Genomic DNA, 15,068 nt, shown 5'->3' with positions numbered 1-15,068 from the left:
ATTCACTCTATGTTAAAGTAGGGTAGTAGCATGAAATCTTAAGGATGATACAGATTAACTGTACTATTTGATTGCTTTACTTATTTCTATATCAAGACCCTTTGTGTTAATTAAAGGAGTTTTGGCTACTATTTTTTTATAGATTAATAAATAATGCTAGCTACTTTAAGCGGGTAGTAAAAGCAACAATGCCAAGAACAATGTGTTCTTGGCTTTGTTGTATACGGTAATTTATGACGTATAAATTAAAAATTAGTATCCTGTATTTTGAATTAAGGCCGGAGCTTTTTGGATTTCAGTAAATGGAATAGGTAAGTAATACATTTTTGTATCAAATGCTTTAGTAATTACTGTAACTTGAGTGAAAGAAACTTTACCACTAGCATCTTTTCTCCAGTTAAGCCCTTTAACAGGGAAGGCTAGGTGAGATTCATCCATCCATCTTCTTTCATCAAAGAAACTGTGTCCCTCAAAGCAAAGTTCTACGCGACGCTCTCTTTTAATAGCTTCTAATAAAGTAGTTCCAGATGCTGTTATAATAGGCTGTAAAGCCCTGGTAGAAACTTTATTTAAGTAGATGCGAGCCGTTCCTTCATCTCCTAAATGGTATAAAGCTTCGGCATAATTTAAATAAATTTCGGCTAAACCATACAATACGTAAGGTCTTTTTGAAGAAATACCTCCAGCAACGTCAACTGACTCATCCTGAAATTTGCGAATATTGTACCCTGTTTTAGAGGAGTGTTGTGTGTTGCCAAGTCCTTTTGAAGAATCTAAACCATCAGGAAAATCTGTTGGATTATCAGATAGGAAATACTGTACATCACGACCTCTAAACTGCGCTCCGTTATACAACAAGTCGGCGTAATATCTCATCTCTCGATTGTCATTAGGCTTTGTAGCGTCAAAAGTTGTACCATCAGTATTTCTACCATCAGCCATATTAAACTGCAAAGTAAAATTGTAAGTAGGAGAGGAGAGTCCCCAACCTCCATAACCACTTGGCGACTGTGTTAAGTCACTTAATGAATTAGCATCTGTACCTAATTCATAATATTGCGAACTGTATGGTCTAGCAAAAATAATATCAGCATTAGGAGACAAATATAGTTTTTGATATTCTGTAGCATTATTTACGGCAATTAAGTCGCGACTACCTGCTAGATCTACAACTGCTTTTGCGGCATTTGCGGCATCTTGCCATTTAGTAGTTTTAGTATAAACAAATAAAGGATCATTAACAGGAGCTGATGATGGATCATGTAGTTTACTTGCAGCATATAAAAGTGTACGAGATTTAACTGCTAGTGCAGCCATTTTGGTAACACGACCAAACTCAGCGTCAGAACGGGTACTAGGTAAAACTGCTGCAGCTTCATCTAATTCTTTTACGATAAAAGCAACGCATTCCTCATAGCTATTTCGTTTAATATTAAAATCATCATCCAAGCCGAGAGCATGTTCCATTATTGGTACACCACCAAAATATTTTATTAATTTGCTATAACAATTAGCTCTTAAAAAACGCATTTCGGCTTTTAAGACAGCCACTTTTGCAGGGTCTTTTTGCATTGCTTCGCTATCATCTATACGATCTAAAAATTCATTAGACAAACGGATATAATGAAAGTAGTTACTCCATTTGTTCCCTAAAACCCCTACATTGCTTGAGGTCCATCCAGCTTGCTCTTTAAATAAATCTAAGTTTTTAAAATTAAATTTAGATTCAAATGAAGCGTTTTCAATATTAAAACGAATTCCCCACCAATCGCTTCTATTAACTGACCAACTTTCGGTGCTGTTGTAAACATTGTAAAGTAATTTTTCTACTTGTGCGGGATCAGAATAAATTAAGTCTTCACCAAATGCGTTTGAGGCTTCTGTTTCTAAAACGTCACTACATCCTGTAGCCATAAAAAAGCTAATGAAAGCACCTATATATATTAATTTTATTTTTTTCATTTTATTAAAATATTTAATTTAAATTTTAAGATAATGCGATTCGTTTTATAATTAGAAACTAACATTGAAACCCATTGAAACCGATTTTAAGGAAGGGTATGTACTTTCTCTAAAGTTATTGTAACCAGCAGCTTCTGGATCTAAACCTAATTTATAGATGTCAGAAAACATAGTAAGTAAATTAAATCCTCTTACAAATAGTTTTAGATCACCAAACTTCATTTTTTCTTTGCTAAAAGTATAACCTAGTTCTACTTCTTTTAAGCGAACAAAAGTGGCATCTTTATAATATAAATCTGCACCTTGAAAACCACCATTTAAAGTATAGTCAATTGCGTTTTGTTGGCTACTGTATTTGTCTCCTTGAGCAAAAGCTCTCGGGTAAGAAGCATTTGGGTTTTGAGGTGTCCATCTATCTGAATATGTAAATTCAGGTTTAGCGCCAGATTGATCAAAGAATACTAATGTTTTTGCTTTGGCTTGACCTTGAAATAAGAAATTAAAATCAAAACCTTTGTAATTTAATCCACCGCTGAAACCAAATTGAATTTCAGGAACATTTGACGAATAAAGGCGTATTCTATCATTTGCATTTATTTTACCATCATTATTTGTATCAATATAATTAGGCTCACCAGGTACTGTACCTGCTAATTTTGCGGGAGCATCATCAATTTCCTTTTGATTTTTAAATATTCCGTTTGTAGGGTACACAATATATGAATCTAACGAATGCCCTTCTCTTTTTAATACATCAGGAACGTTTGCAGCTTCAGCCATATAAACAACTTTGTTTTTGGCTTGAGTAAAGTTACCACCTATATTATAGGTTAGTTCTCCTATTTTATCACTCCATCCTAATTGAAATTCCCAACCGTAATTATCTACTTTTCCTAAATTTTGTTGCGGTAGGTTAAGTCCTACTGCATCTGGGATTGCTGCTTCTTTTGTTATTAGAATGTCTGTTCTTTTTTGATAAAAATAATTGGCATCAGCTGTTAATCTGTTATTGAATAAAGTAAAATTGACTCCTAAGTTTTTAATATAAGCCGTTTCCCAAGTAACGTCAGGATTAGGAACATTAGAACTAACATAGCCATTTTCTCTTGTACCATTCGTACCAAAAATATAGTAGTTAGGTTGCGCAGCATTAGTATTACCTCCATAATTATAACTTGTTTGGTATTGGAAACCTGCAATTTGGTCGTTACCCATCACCGCTGATGAAGCCCTTAAACGTATTGAGTTAATCCAAGCTACGTTTTCTAGAAACGATTCTTTATTAATTGCCCATGATAAAGCAATACCAGGGAAGGTACCAAACTGTTTTCCAGGTCCAAAATTACTAGAACCATCACGACGCAAAGTGAAATCTACGTAGTATTTTTTAGCATAATCATAAGAAAGAGAACCAAAATAATTCACTCTTCCCCATTCACTTGAGGAACCACCAGATATTTGTCCGTTATCACTACCAGCAAATAATTCCGGATGATCTTTACTAGGGAAACCAGTACGTTGGGCATAGAAATTCCTAGAACTTTCAGTAGTTTGCTCTGCACCTATAAAAGTAGTAATAGAATGTTTATCACCTATTTTAGTGTTGTAGTGCAATGTAGAATTAACCATTACTTGATCATTTTTCCAGAAGCTTTCACGTAAAATACTTTCATTACCTTGTTGCGAATAACCTGTTGAAGGCACGTACTCTCCACTTGAAGCAACATATTGATTAACAGTCCAAGGAGTGTACCAGCTTTTTATATCATTATTCATTTTTCTAATTCCCACAAAACCTTTTATTGAAAGTCCTTTTGTTATTTTATGTAAGTCCCAATCGTATGAAAATCTACCTCTTAAGTTGGTGTCATTTTGTTTTTGAAAACCAGAGGCATTCGTAGCCATTATTGCAGGATTTGAGCCATTTTCTCCACCCCAACCTACAAGACCATTTGGATAGATCCCAACTTGTGTAGGTTCATTAGTGTAAATATGTTTATAGATGTACCCTAAGTCAACACCAGGTTGGTTATTTACACCAAAACGAGCGTTTAAATCTACACCTAATTTAAAGTCTTTTCCAATTTTTATATCTATATTAGAGCGAATTTGATTTTGTTTAAAGTTTAAACTACCAGATTTGAACATTCCTACTTGATCCATATTATCAGCACTAACAAAATAATTTATTTTTTCGGTACCACCAGAAATATTTAATGATGTTCTTCTTAAAGGAGAATTTTTAGCAAAAGCTAGGTCAGCAAAATTTGTATTTGGATAATTTAAAGGATCTGTTCCTGCTGCATATTTGTTTATATCATCCTGAGTGTAGGGCAGGGCAGTACCATTTCTTTCCGCTATTTCATTGTTATAAATCGCATATTGCTCAGAAGATGTAAATTTGTTTTTTACTGAAAAAGAAGATAAACTATATGTTGAAGATAAGTTAATTTTAGTTTTTCCAGTTTTTCCTCTTTTTGTAGTGATTAAGATTACACCATTTGCAGCACGTGCACCATAAATTGCAGCTGCTCCATCTTTCAAGATAGACATAGATTCAATATCTTGTGGTGACAAATAAGAAAAGTCTGAGGAGTAAATTCCGTCAATTATAATTAAAGGAGAATTGTTTCCAAGCGTTGCTTTACCTCTAATTAATAATGTCATATTACCCGTTGCACCAGGGTAACCACCTCTATCAACAACGATTAAACCAGGAACTTTACCTGCAAGAGATTTGGCTACATCATTATTACTAGTGTTTTGAATTTCTTTAGAACTAATTGTACTTATGGAACCCGTCACTTCTCCTTTTTTCTTAGAAGTATACCCTACAACTACCACTTCATCTAGACTTGATGATGTTTCAGTCATAACAACTTTAAGTGATGTTTGGTTTTTTACAGCTACTTCTTTAGAGTCAAAACCGATATAACTAAAGACAAGTATAGCACTATTATCTTTAACAGATAAAGTAAATTTACCATCCATGTCAGTAATCGTTCCTACTGTAGAACCTTTAATATTTACATTTACTCCTGGTAATGGTCCTGTACCATCGCTTACTTGGCCAGTAATTTGTTTGTCCACTTGATTGATAACCGCTACACTACTTGTAGCGATAAAAATAGGCTTGCTCTCTATAGGAGCATTCGCTTGTACTTGAAAGAGGGAAAATACAGACAAAAGTACTGTAAATTTCTTTTTTAAATCAAATTTGAATAATATATGAGACTGACCATTTATATAATTGGGATGTTTCATTTGTTGGTTATGAATTTTTGGTTAAAAAAAATGTTTTATAATTATTATTTAAAAAATGCTATAGATAATAACTGATTTCTATACCCTGCTTTTTTAATACGCAGTTTAGTTTACTTTTTAAGTTTGCTTCATAATTGTAATTTTCTTGTGATTGTTAGTAAATGAAGGAATTATTATGTTATTGTTATTTAATATGTAGATAAAAAATATATATAATAATTTATTGTAACAAATGAACTACTATATTAAGAGTTAAACTTCCTTAATATTACCTTGTGTATGTGTTTTTTTACCCTAAATGTATTTTAAATCACTTTAAATAAATTTTGGCGCTTTTATAGATCAAATATGTTTTAACATTAGACTGATTATTTTTTTATTTGAATAGCGAGATTCACTAATTAATAAAGAATCATTATGTATAATTAAGCCTCTAATAAGTTGGGTGTGATATTTTAAATTTCAAATAGTGCATTTGAGATCTGATATACAAGAAAAAGTTAATAAATTTGGCCTCTTCTTTCGAGCCAGTTGCTCTCTCTGATTTTGATCCCAACAAGAGATATCCCACTTCAGTTTTGTAGATGTTTCTTTTGGAATTCCGTCTACGGTGATTCGAAGATAGATAGTTCTAATTTTACTTTCATTGCGGGGGATTTTCAAAAAGAAAACCAGTCCAAAACTACTCTCTAACATAATTCCATTTTTAAGTTAATAAATGACAATTATAAGTTATTAAAATCAAGTCGTTAAGCTCGTTAACACCTTTAGCTATTAGGTTTTGTACATATTCTGTGGCAGTTTTGATGCAAGTGATAAACTGCCACGATTCTGCCATAGAAACTTTGAGCGCTTTTATAAATTTTGATTAGTTGCAGAAAATAAAAAAGCCTGCAAATCGTTGGATTTGCAGGCTTAATACTTTTTTGAGGACTTTTGAAAAGATTGAAAAGCTTTCACTTTCTTCACTTTATCCCTTATAGTGGGGAGAGTAGGATTCGAACCTACGAAGACGTAGTCAGCAGATTTACAGTCTGCCCTCGTTGGCCGCTTGAGTATCTCCCCGAGGCCTTTGATAACAACGTTTGTTGTTGTTGTTAGCGGTGGCAAATATAGGAACACTTTTCGTTTCTACAAACAAAAAAAGCACTTAATTTTTGATTATTTTTTAATGTGTTGGTATTGAATAAAATAAAAACAAAATAAATACTAGTTTTTTTTTATTTACCAATGAAATCAATCAAATCTAACTCAGTTTTTAAATAATTCCTCGTACACTTCTTCTTGTTTTGGCTATTCAAAAGTTGTTTTTTTCTGTGCATTTAATTAAAGTTAATAAAAATAATACCAATACTATTTATAAAACAGTCTAATTGTCCGATGGAGTAGAGTGAAAGACTATTATTCTATCTCGATTTCATTCAATTTGATAAAATTACGTCTAACTATATTTTAACCCTTTTGTGGCATAAATTAAGTCAAATAAATTTCAGGACTAGGAGGTGTTTTTTGAATTAATATTTATTGAGGTCAGTAGTTACGAACATATAATTTTAGATTGATATATTTTTTCTGACTCGACCATTCTTACTATCAAATTGTTGAATATTGTGTCTTTGCTTTGAGAACGGTTAATTCGATAACAAAATTCATCAAGATACCTGTTTATATTAAAGTCACTTACCGATGAATATGTTGTTCTAATCCATGATTTTACTTGATGAATCATTGTGTGCAATGCCATAAAATTCATCCCTTTGTTGCTTTCTATTTGTGTGATATTATAATCTCCAAATAAAGGACGATAACCTTTCCATTTATCTGTGGTTATTTTTGCATTTTTATTAATGTGCTTTTCAAATATTGTCTCTAATTCTTTGGCTGAATAATTATCAATTTTCAAGGCATACATTCTTTTAATTTTTCCTTCATCTGTTAGTTCCACTGCTGTTACAACCTTTTTTTTCTTGCTATCATAACTCCTGCCTACTTTACCTTTTTCCTTTCCTCCAATAACGAATTCATCAACATGAACAGTTCCGTCCATTGGATGATTCTCACTAGATTTCATCGCTTCTCTAATTTTGTGCATAAATAAACGTGCTGTTTTTTCTGTAACTCCATAGCGAACTCCCATGTAACTGGCAGATAAACTTTTAGTGGTGGTTGACATCTCAAAACATATAAAAAAGGCTTTGCGTAAACCAAACTTAACCTTATGAAATAAAGTGTTTGCCGCCGCGGTTTCTGTATGGCTGCAGATATTACAAGTTCTGGAAAAATCTTTGCGGATTTGACTCTTTGTATGCTTACATTTTAAACAAATAAATCCTCGTTCCCATTTATAATTTGCTAAATATTCTTTGCAGTGTTCATCTGTTTTAAACCGTTCAGCGAACTCTAAAAGGTTTTGCCCTGTAAATAAATCCATGTTTCCCTTGTTTTATTGATCTCTAAGATATGAAATTATCTACTTACCTCAAAAAATTTAATTTAATTTTAAGCAAAAAAAAATCTCCACGAGGGAGATTTTTATTTAGTCTTTTAAAGCTATTATTTTGCTAAAAGCTCTAATACCTTTGCTTTTAATTCTGCTCCTCTTAGATCTCTTGCAACTATCTTTCCTGAAGCATCAAGAATGAAAGTTGCTGGTATTGCTTCTACCTTGTATTGTGCAGCGATAGGTTCATCCCAAAATTTAAGATTAGAAACTTGATTCCAAGTTAATTTATCCTTTGCAATAGCTTCTTTCCATTTTGCAGCATCTTTATCTAAAGACACACCTATAATATTAAGACCTTTGCTATGTAATTCTTTATAAAGAGCAACTACATTAGGGTTTTCTTGTCTACATGGAGCACACCAAGAAGCCCAGAAATCTACTATAGTTACTTTACCTAAGCTTTCTTTAAGCGAAATTACTTTTCCATCCGGATTAGGTGCAGAAAAATCTGCACTTCATTTAGCGTCACCAACAGCAGGTGCAGGAGCTCCAGTTGTAGGCGATTTTGTTTCATCTAATTTCTTTTTAATCGCTTTACCAGGTTTTGTGTTTTTTAAAGACTCATCAAAACTGTTGTAAATAGCTTCTGTTTTTTTAATATCAGCACTTGGGTCACTAGACATACCTTGAATAATTAAGGCACTAATTAATGATTTTGGGTGTGTTTCAGCATAGCTAATGTATTTTGCTTTAGAAGTAACAGAAACCTCTTCTTGTAATTTAGAGAATTCTTGCATTAAGTTATTGATTACTGCAGTATCTTTTGCTTGTTGTGCAGTATTCATAGCTACCATGTTTTTCGTTTGAAAATCCATTAGTTTCTTTTGAACTACTTTGATTTCTTCATTGAATTTAACATATTCGTCATTGTTATAAGTCCCAGAAACTTTAGATTTTTGGATACTGTCTTTATCAATAACAACTGTAATATCTCCATTTTCAAGGATGAATGGAACTTTACCTTGAACACCTTCTACTTGAAGTGTATGGAAGATAGGCTCTAATGCTTTTCCTTTAATTTCAAATTTTTCGTTTTCAACCTTTACTGTATCTACAGCAATTAATCCCATACCATTTGCGTCTTGAGTTTCAACGATAATAGTTTTACCATTTTCAATTCCTTTAGCAGTTCCTGAAATAGTGTACTTGTCTTTGCTACATGAAGCGAATACAACTGCAGCAGAAAGGAATAAAATTATTTTTTTCATTATAAATTAGTTAATTGAGTTAAGTATGCAAAAGTATTTAAAATAATCAAAGTTTAAATAATTTTCTGCGCTAAATTTTTGTTATATTTTAATTTTTTTGTCTTATAATTTTAAGATAAAATCACTCATAAAGTGAAAATGTTACGTTTTCGGTTTATAATGAGAACTTTCTATTAAAAAAAAACTAACGTAATGTAAGTATACTTAAGTACGTTTTATAATAAAAAGTTAAGAGTAAATTGTTAAAATGGATAGTAAACTAAAGGTTTTTTAAATTATGTATAAAATAATGCAATTCTTAAGTTGCATTAACTTACTATTTTTAAAATAGAGGATTGTGCTAATTCAATATCAGCTTCAGCTTGTTCTATTTCATTAAGAGTAATTTTTATTTCTAACTCAACAGTTTTTAAGTCTTTATTTAAGTTAGGACAAATGGGGTTTTTCTTTAATTGCTTGGTAATTACAGTTTTTTGGAACTCTAGTACATGGAGTATTTCCTTCGCCCGCTTGTGTTGGGCTTTGTACAATTGATAATAGTTTTTCACGGTTGGTTAATGTTTTGGTTTTTGTGATCGCTAAAGTATTAAAAATCTGTCAATTGTAAGCTATTAATTTTTTATAAAAAAAAGCCCAATTATATTTAATAATTGGACTTTTTAAATTTTAACGCAGGGTTAAAAAAACAACATCAAATTAATCTTGATTGATTGTTTTTCTCCATGTGAATGCGTTTAAGATATGTCTTTTTGCGAATCTACCTGGTGAATCAGCATTTACCATTTTCACGTAAGTAGCTTTAGGAACACTAATGTATTCATATACACTTCCGTTAGAGAAATTGATAATCAATCTACCTTCAACAAATTTGTAATCTGAAATGGTAGCAGTACTGATTGTTTCAGTATATTCAGGTAAGTTTACTTTGATAGTTTCAGGATTGATACTTACTAAAAAATGGTAAGCTTCAATAATTTTTTTACTATTTTCTTCTGCAGCTTTCAAACCAGCTTCATCACCTTGAAATTTATCAGGATGTGATTCTTTCATCGCATTACGATAAATGGTTTTTAAATCTTTTAATTCTGCAGTTTTGTCTACATTAAGTAACTTGCGGTATTCAACTATTTTTTTCATAAATAAGGTAACTACTTGTCTTCTAATTAGAAATTAATTCAATTTAATTTTAAAAAACAACAATTTTTTGCAAAGGTACACTTTTTTTTATGTTTTTAGTTTATCAGAAAAAAAAAATAAAGTATTCTGTTCTAGCGTATAAAAATAGAACAGAATAATTTGTTGTTATTGCTGTGGTTTGTGATTTGCTTTGTCAAAGTTTTTTGATTTTTTTGGATACTTGTTATGACTAATATCGCTAGGGTTTTCAATGATTGATTTTATTGTAATCAAGTCACCTAAAGCATGTTTAGCTTGCACCATTTTATAATCTAACAAGTACATTCCGCAAAAGAAATTATTGTTTTCATCTTTTTCAATTACTCCTGTGTAAACCCCTTTCTGCAACATTTTTTCGTCTGAAGTCTTTGTCATGATATTTATTTTTAGATTTTGAAGTGGCAAAGTTAATCATTTATTCGTTGTTTTCTATTCTGTACTTTCTGATTATATTTGCGCATGGAAAAAAATTTTAAACCGGGTCCTAAAGCATTCAAAAATACTTTTTGTGTATTTCAAGAAGTTCCGCTATCAAAAGTAGAAAACTTGAAATTGCAATACGAAAGCAAAGCAGGAAGCAGTTATTATTATACCACGCTAGGAATGTATCGATTATCTAATCATTGGGGGCGGCTAGCAAATAGTAAATGGCGACTAATAGCTCTTGATGAACCTAGTCCCTCTAAGTTTAAGGTAGGATTTGCTTCATGGGATAACTTTTACCCTGATAATGCTATCGAAAAATTGTATTATTTAGAAGTTGATTACACAAATAATACAGTCAATTATCAACATAAAAATAATCCTCTTTATGATAATAAAGCGATTTTGAGAACTAGCTTTGATACCACTAAAAAAATCAAACAAATTAGAAACTTATTTGAATTGACTTCTTGGGCTAAATATTATGACTATGAAGACTTAGCTGTTTTAAGAAAAATAATTATTGATCAATTGGTATTTACAGAACTAACTTTAGAAGCAATAAAAGCGGCAATGTAAGGTGTTTTTAATCAAATGAAGCGATTAATTTAAGGTCATCAAGGCTAATAGGTTTAGACATATACCCTAAAATATCTGGATTGTTTTTAGCTCTTAATTTGTCTTCAACAGCTATTGATGAACTTGATATGTAAATATTTATAGCATTAGCTAGTGTTGGCTTTATAGCAACCATTTCTTCCATAAACGCCCAACCGTCCATTATAGGCATTTCAATATCTAATAGAATGATGTCCGGTAAATCATTGTTATTATCAATGGTTTCTTTTAAACAATTAATTGCATCTAGACCGTTACAAAAAGTAACAGTTGATGCGAAAATTTCAGATTTATTAATAATTTTTTTCATGATGGTTTTGTAAATAATATCATCATCAACTACCCAAATTATTCTTTCTTTCATTATAGGTATATTTTAAATTTTGTTCCTAAATCAGGCTTACTTTCAATAGTTATTGTTCCGCCCATTGCTTCAATTTGATTTTTAGTTATGAATAAACCTATTCCTTTAGAGTCAGTGTTGTTACTAAAGGTTTTATACATTCCGAAAATTTTATTTCCATTTCGATCTAAATCAATTCCAATTCCGTTATCTGTTATTTCAATAAGGTTTTTGTTATTTTCGAGCTTATAATTTATAGTCACAGTAGCACTTTTATTAGTGTCACTATAACGAATGGCGTTAGATATTATATTATGCAAGATACTTTCTAAATATGCAGGATTATATATTAGTTCAATGTCGTTAGTAATATTGGTATTTACAAGGACTTTTTTTAATTTAATTTGATCTGCTAGTAATACTAAAGTGGTGTCTAAATAGTTTTTTAAATTTAATTTTTCAGTAACAATGCCTATGTTAGTTTGAATATTAACTACTTCATTTAGATTGTATAAAGTATCGTTTAAGTTATTAGAAACAGATTTTAATAACTGCACCATTTCTTTCTTTTCATCTTCATCATCAGAAGTTTCAATAAGATTAGTTAAGGAACTTATGTTACTTGTATGTGACCTTAAATTATGAGATACAATATACGAAAAATTCAATAAACGTTTATTTTGTTCATTTACTAAATCAAAAGATTTTTTTAGATCTTTTTCTACTTCTTTAGTTTTACTAATATCGATCATGATTCCTCTTAAACTGACTACCTTGCCGTTTTCGATAATAATACTGATAATGTCTCTAAGCCAAACAATGCGACCATCTTTTGCTATCATGCGGTATTCAAAATCGTGGTCTTCTTTATTTGCAGTTTTTTCTACACAAAACGCAATGGTACTGCTTTTGTCATCAATATAAATATGCTCCTTCCAGAAATTAGGATTCGACAGCCATTCTTCAGCTGTATAACCTAGTATTTCTTCTACTTTTTTACTAATAAAAGTAAAATTAAAGTTGTTAGGAGTACACTCCCATACAATCCCATCTATTGTATTAATTAAGGATTCAATTTTTAGTTGTGATGTAGTGATTATTTTTTCAGCTCTTTTACGTTCCGTTATATCCTCACTTGAAACTATAATGCGACCTAAAGTTTTTTCATATCCTCTTAAAACATTCCACTTTAAATTAATAAAACGAGATTGTTCTTCGGAGTTTTTGATGATTGTATCTAAAACGATTTCTTCTTGGTTTTTAGTTATCGCTATGACTTGCTGTGTAAAATCAAAATATGACGCAGGACTTAATAAAGAGTTTTGGGTATTTAATAATTCTTCCTTAGTGCTTACTTTATAAAGGTTTAAATAAGCTTTATTTACGTTTACAACTTCTACTAAGGAGTGTAGTTTGTAAGTTACTTTTGGATTGTTCAGCAAGTAATCTTCAACATAATCACTGTTTTTATTCATTAAATTGAGTTTACTAAGATACAATTTAACGTTAGAGAAATCTTCTTCTCTTAATGGTAAAGGCGAGTCTTCAAAAAGACTCTTAAAATGATTTTCGCTTTTTTTGATTAATGCTTCAGTTTCTTTTCTTAAAGTAATGTCTTCAACAATGGCAATGGAGCTAATTTGTTCGTTGTGATGGTTTAATAGTGGAGTTACATTTAGATTTACCCAAATTATTTTTCCCTGTTTTGTAAAATATCTTTTTTCCATAGAGTATTCATTGATTACTCCATTTTTCATTTTTTTTACATTTTGTAAATCTTCTTTTAAATCATCAGGATGAGTGATGGATTGAAAGTTTTTTAATTTCAATTCAATCGCACTATAACCAAGCATCTTACAAAAATAATTATTGATTTCAATAAACCCACCAGTTTTACCATTTACATTAGCGATACCAACTGCAGCTTGATCAAAAATTGTTTTGAATTTTATCTCACCTTCAATTAAGCTTGCTGCTTGTTCTTTTACTATTTCATGTAATTGTGCGGGTTTTTTTAAAAGGATAAAGGTTAAAATAGCAAATGTTAATGCAAGCAAAACACCTAAAATAATATTGACTATATAACTGATTAGTAAATGACTTTCTTTAGCATCTATAATATAAATTTCCCAATTACCATCAGGAATAGTACTTTTGAGAAAATTACTGTCTGTTAATTTGATTTTTTGTGGCAAAAAATACTCTTCTTTACCGGTATTTACATTTTTCTTCGATAGCTGAAATTGATATTTGGAATGGTCTATTTGATTGATACCGGAGGAAGCAATAAATTTATCCAACTTAACAATAACTGCAGAAAATCCCCAGAATTTCTTTTTAATATAAATGGGCAACCGGCCTACGATTGCTTGACCTCCTTGTTTTAATTCGAGTGGACCAGCAAAATACATTTTCTGAGCATGTATGGATTTTAAAGCTTCTTTTTTTGTGTGCTCAGCTTTAAAAATATTCAAATTCATTGCCTCTTCATTTCCTTTTGAAGGGTAGGTAAACTTTATAATACCATTAGGGACTAATTGAACTGCGCTTATTTCAGAATTAGACTGAAGTAGTTTTTGTCCAATTTCTTCAAAATGTTCAGGATCACCATTGTCATTTATAGTTAGTGCTAAGGTCAATGCTGATATGTAACAGTTTTTTAAAGATTGCTCAATGCTTTCTTGAACTTCTTCAAGGGTTTTAATTCGTTCTGTTTTTTTAATCGCTATATCTGCGTAATATTGCTTTGTTGATACATAAGAAAAAATAGCGGCTAGTAATATAAAAACAATAAGACCAGAAGTCTTAGGATGAGTTAAATACCAATTTATAAACCTTGGCCAATTTGTTTTTATTTTTGTCATATTGTATATAAAGCTGTTGCAGTAATTTGATTAACTAAAAATAGAAAATATATTTTGCATTATGATAGGTATAAAATTATAATTTATGTTAAATCCTGATTTAATTGACAAAGCTATGAAATATTGAGTGTTTCCTATATTTTTTGATATCTTATAAGAACACTTTTGCTAAATAAATTAATTTGTCTATTGAAATTTCAATTTGTTACAATGCTAAATTAAAAATACCGAACTTTGCACACTAAATTTTATCTAAAAAAAGATAAATGACATTAATAAACAACGCTGTTAAACAATAAATAAGCTATTATGGGTAGAAATAATGATAGAAATATTAAGAAACACAATGATAAACTTCACAAATCTCAGGATAAAGCCAAGGCAGCCAAAATCCTTAGAGCAGAGAAATTAAAACAAATAACTAAAAAGTTTAACGAAACTAAAACAACTGAAGGAAATTAATTTATCAATTATGGAAGAAAGTAAATATGCTCTTTTGAAACAGAATGTTCAAGTAATTATTGACCTAATTACAGCAAAAAATGCTAAAGAAGCAACTAATAAATTAGTTGACGTAAGTGAACAATTAGATGATTTGTTAGATTTTTCTGAAGATGATGACGATTTAATTGAGATTAGTAAATACCAAGTACTATTGAATCAATTGCAGCAAAAAATTGTTGCTTTAAACGGCCAATCATAATTTA

At 30.6% G+C, this 15,068-nt stretch carries 12 protein-coding genes, 1 tRNA gene and 1 pseudogene; 3 read left to right on the top strand and 11 right to left on the bottom strand.

Translation table 11 applies throughout. The annotated features are described in order from the left end of the window. Positions 1-252: 252 nt before the first annotated feature. The 9 genes and pseudogenes from ACVEGE_RS17720 to ACVEGE_RS17680 form a co-directional block, all read right to left on the bottom strand. Entirely contained in the window at positions 253-1,962 is a 1,710-nt protein-coding gene (locus ACVEGE_RS17720) for a RagB/SusD family nutrient uptake outer membrane protein (protein ID WP_192500385.1), read from the bottom strand. 51 nt (positions 1,963-2,013) lie between these two features. Then, positions 2,014-5,226 (bottom strand): SusC/RagA family TonB-linked outer membrane protein, encoded by a 3,213-nt coding sequence (locus ACVEGE_RS17715; RefSeq protein WP_192500384.1) that lies wholly within the window; start codon positions 5,224-5,226, stop codon positions 2,014-2,016. Positions 5,227-6,209: 983 nt separating this feature from the next. After that, positions 6,210-6,291 (bottom strand) — tRNA-Tyr (locus ACVEGE_RS17710). 472 nt (positions 6,292-6,763) lie between these two features. After that, positions 6,764-7,657, bottom strand: a complete 894-nt coding sequence (locus ACVEGE_RS17705; protein WP_192501064.1) for an IS1595 family transposase — start codon at positions 7,655-7,657, stop codon at positions 6,764-6,766. 122 nt (positions 7,658-7,779) lie between these two features. Continuing rightward, a pseudogene (locus ACVEGE_RS17700) lies at positions 7,780-8,166 on the bottom strand (TlpA family protein disulfide reductase); the annotation flags it as partial. 18 nt (positions 8,167-8,184) lie between these two features. Next, positions 8,185-8,937, bottom strand: coding sequence for a DUF4369 domain-containing protein (locus ACVEGE_RS17695; protein WP_192501948.1), 753 nt, complete (start codon positions 8,935-8,937; stop codon positions 8,185-8,187). Positions 8,938-9,245: 308 nt separating this feature from the next. Continuing rightward, entirely contained in the window at positions 9,246-9,485 is a 240-nt protein-coding gene (locus ACVEGE_RS17690) for a hypothetical protein (protein ID WP_192501949.1), read from the bottom strand. A 148-nt stretch (positions 9,486-9,633) separates the two neighbouring features. Beyond that, on the bottom strand, positions 9,634-10,074 hold the full coding sequence (locus tag ACVEGE_RS17685; RefSeq protein ID WP_173852434.1) for a KTSC domain-containing protein: 441 nt from the start codon (positions 10,072-10,074) through the stop codon (positions 9,634-9,636). A 165-nt stretch (positions 10,075-10,239) separates the two neighbouring features. Continuing rightward, a complete protein-coding gene (locus ACVEGE_RS17680) occupies positions 10,240-10,488 on the bottom strand; it encodes a hypothetical protein (protein WP_173852432.1) in 249 nt (82 codons plus the stop codon). A gap of 84 nt (positions 10,489-10,572) precedes the next feature. On the opposite strand from ACVEGE_RS17680, the gene ACVEGE_RS17675 reads away from it, so the two are divergent. Next, on the top strand, positions 10,573-11,115 hold the full coding sequence (locus ACVEGE_RS17675; protein WP_192501950.1) for a hypothetical protein: 543 nt from the start codon (positions 10,573-10,575) through the stop codon (positions 11,113-11,115). A 7-nt stretch (positions 11,116-11,122) separates the two neighbouring features. Here the strand turns inward: ACVEGE_RS17675 and ACVEGE_RS17670 are convergent, their stop codons facing one another. Further along, positions 11,123-11,518: a response regulator gene (locus ACVEGE_RS17670; RefSeq protein WP_173855200.1), complete on the bottom strand. Its 396-nt coding sequence runs from the start codon at positions 11,516-11,518 to the stop codon at positions 11,123-11,125. Continuing rightward, positions 11,518-14,361: a PAS domain S-box protein gene (locus tag ACVEGE_RS17665; RefSeq protein WP_192501951.1), complete on the bottom strand. Its 2,844-nt coding sequence runs from the start codon at positions 14,359-14,361 to the stop codon at positions 11,518-11,520. Before ACVEGE_RS17665 ends, ACVEGE_RS17670 begins: the two co-directional genes overlap by 1 nt. Positions 14,362-14,670: 309 nt before the next feature. On the opposite strand from ACVEGE_RS17665, the gene ACVEGE_RS17660 reads away from it, so the two are divergent. Continuing rightward, positions 14,671-14,823, top strand: coding sequence for a hypothetical protein (locus ACVEGE_RS17660; protein WP_173852424.1), 153 nt, complete (start codon positions 14,671-14,673; stop codon positions 14,821-14,823). A 10-nt stretch (positions 14,824-14,833) separates the two neighbouring features. Then, positions 14,834-15,064, top strand: coding sequence for a hypothetical protein (locus tag ACVEGE_RS17655; protein WP_173852422.1), 231 nt, complete (start codon positions 14,834-14,836; stop codon positions 15,062-15,064). Positions 15,065-15,068 lie beyond the last annotated feature (4 nt).

The sequence above is a fragment of the Flavobacterium sp. PL002 genome (assembly GCF_054165825.1).
Note: the sequence above shows the minus strand (reverse complement) of the source record. Positions and strands in the feature narration are given on the sequence as shown.

Coding starts and splice junctions, on each gene's coding strand:
- ACVEGE_RS17720 (WP_192500385.1), bottom strand. CDS start 1,962: ATGAAAAAAATAAAATTAATATATATAGGTGCTTTCATTAGCTTTTTT.
- ACVEGE_RS17715 (WP_192500384.1), bottom strand. CDS start 5,226: ATGAAACATCCCAATTATATAAATGGTCAGTCTCATATATTATTCAAA.
- ACVEGE_RS17705 (WP_192501064.1), bottom strand. CDS start 7,657: ATGGATTTATTTACAGGGCAAAACCTTTTAGAGTTCGCTGAACGGTTT.
- ACVEGE_RS17695 (WP_192501948.1), bottom strand. CDS start 8,937: ATGAAAAAAATAATTTTATTCCTTTCTGCTGCAGTTGTATTCGCTTCA.
- ACVEGE_RS17685 (WP_173852434.1), bottom strand. CDS start 10,074: ATGAAAAAAATAGTTGAATACCGCAAGTTACTTAATGTAGACAAAACT.
- ACVEGE_RS17680 (WP_173852432.1), bottom strand. CDS start 10,488: ATGACAAAGACTTCAGACGAAAAAATGTTGCAGAAAGGGGTTTACACA.
- ACVEGE_RS17675 (WP_192501950.1), top strand. CDS start 10,573: ATGGAAAAAAATTTTAAACCGGGTCCTAAAGCATTCAAAAATACTTTT.
- ACVEGE_RS17670 (WP_173855200.1), bottom strand. CDS start 11,518: ATGAAAGAAAGAATAATTTGGGTAGTTGATGATGATATTATTTACAAA.
- ACVEGE_RS17665 (WP_192501951.1), bottom strand. CDS start 14,361: ATGACAAAAATAAAAACAAATTGGCCAAGGTTTATAAATTGGTATTTA.
- ACVEGE_RS17660 (WP_173852424.1), top strand. CDS start 14,671: ATGGGTAGAAATAATGATAGAAATATTAAGAAACACAATGATAAACTT.
- ACVEGE_RS17655 (WP_173852422.1), top strand. CDS start 14,834: ATGGAAGAAAGTAAATATGCTCTTTTGAAACAGAATGTTCAAGTAATT.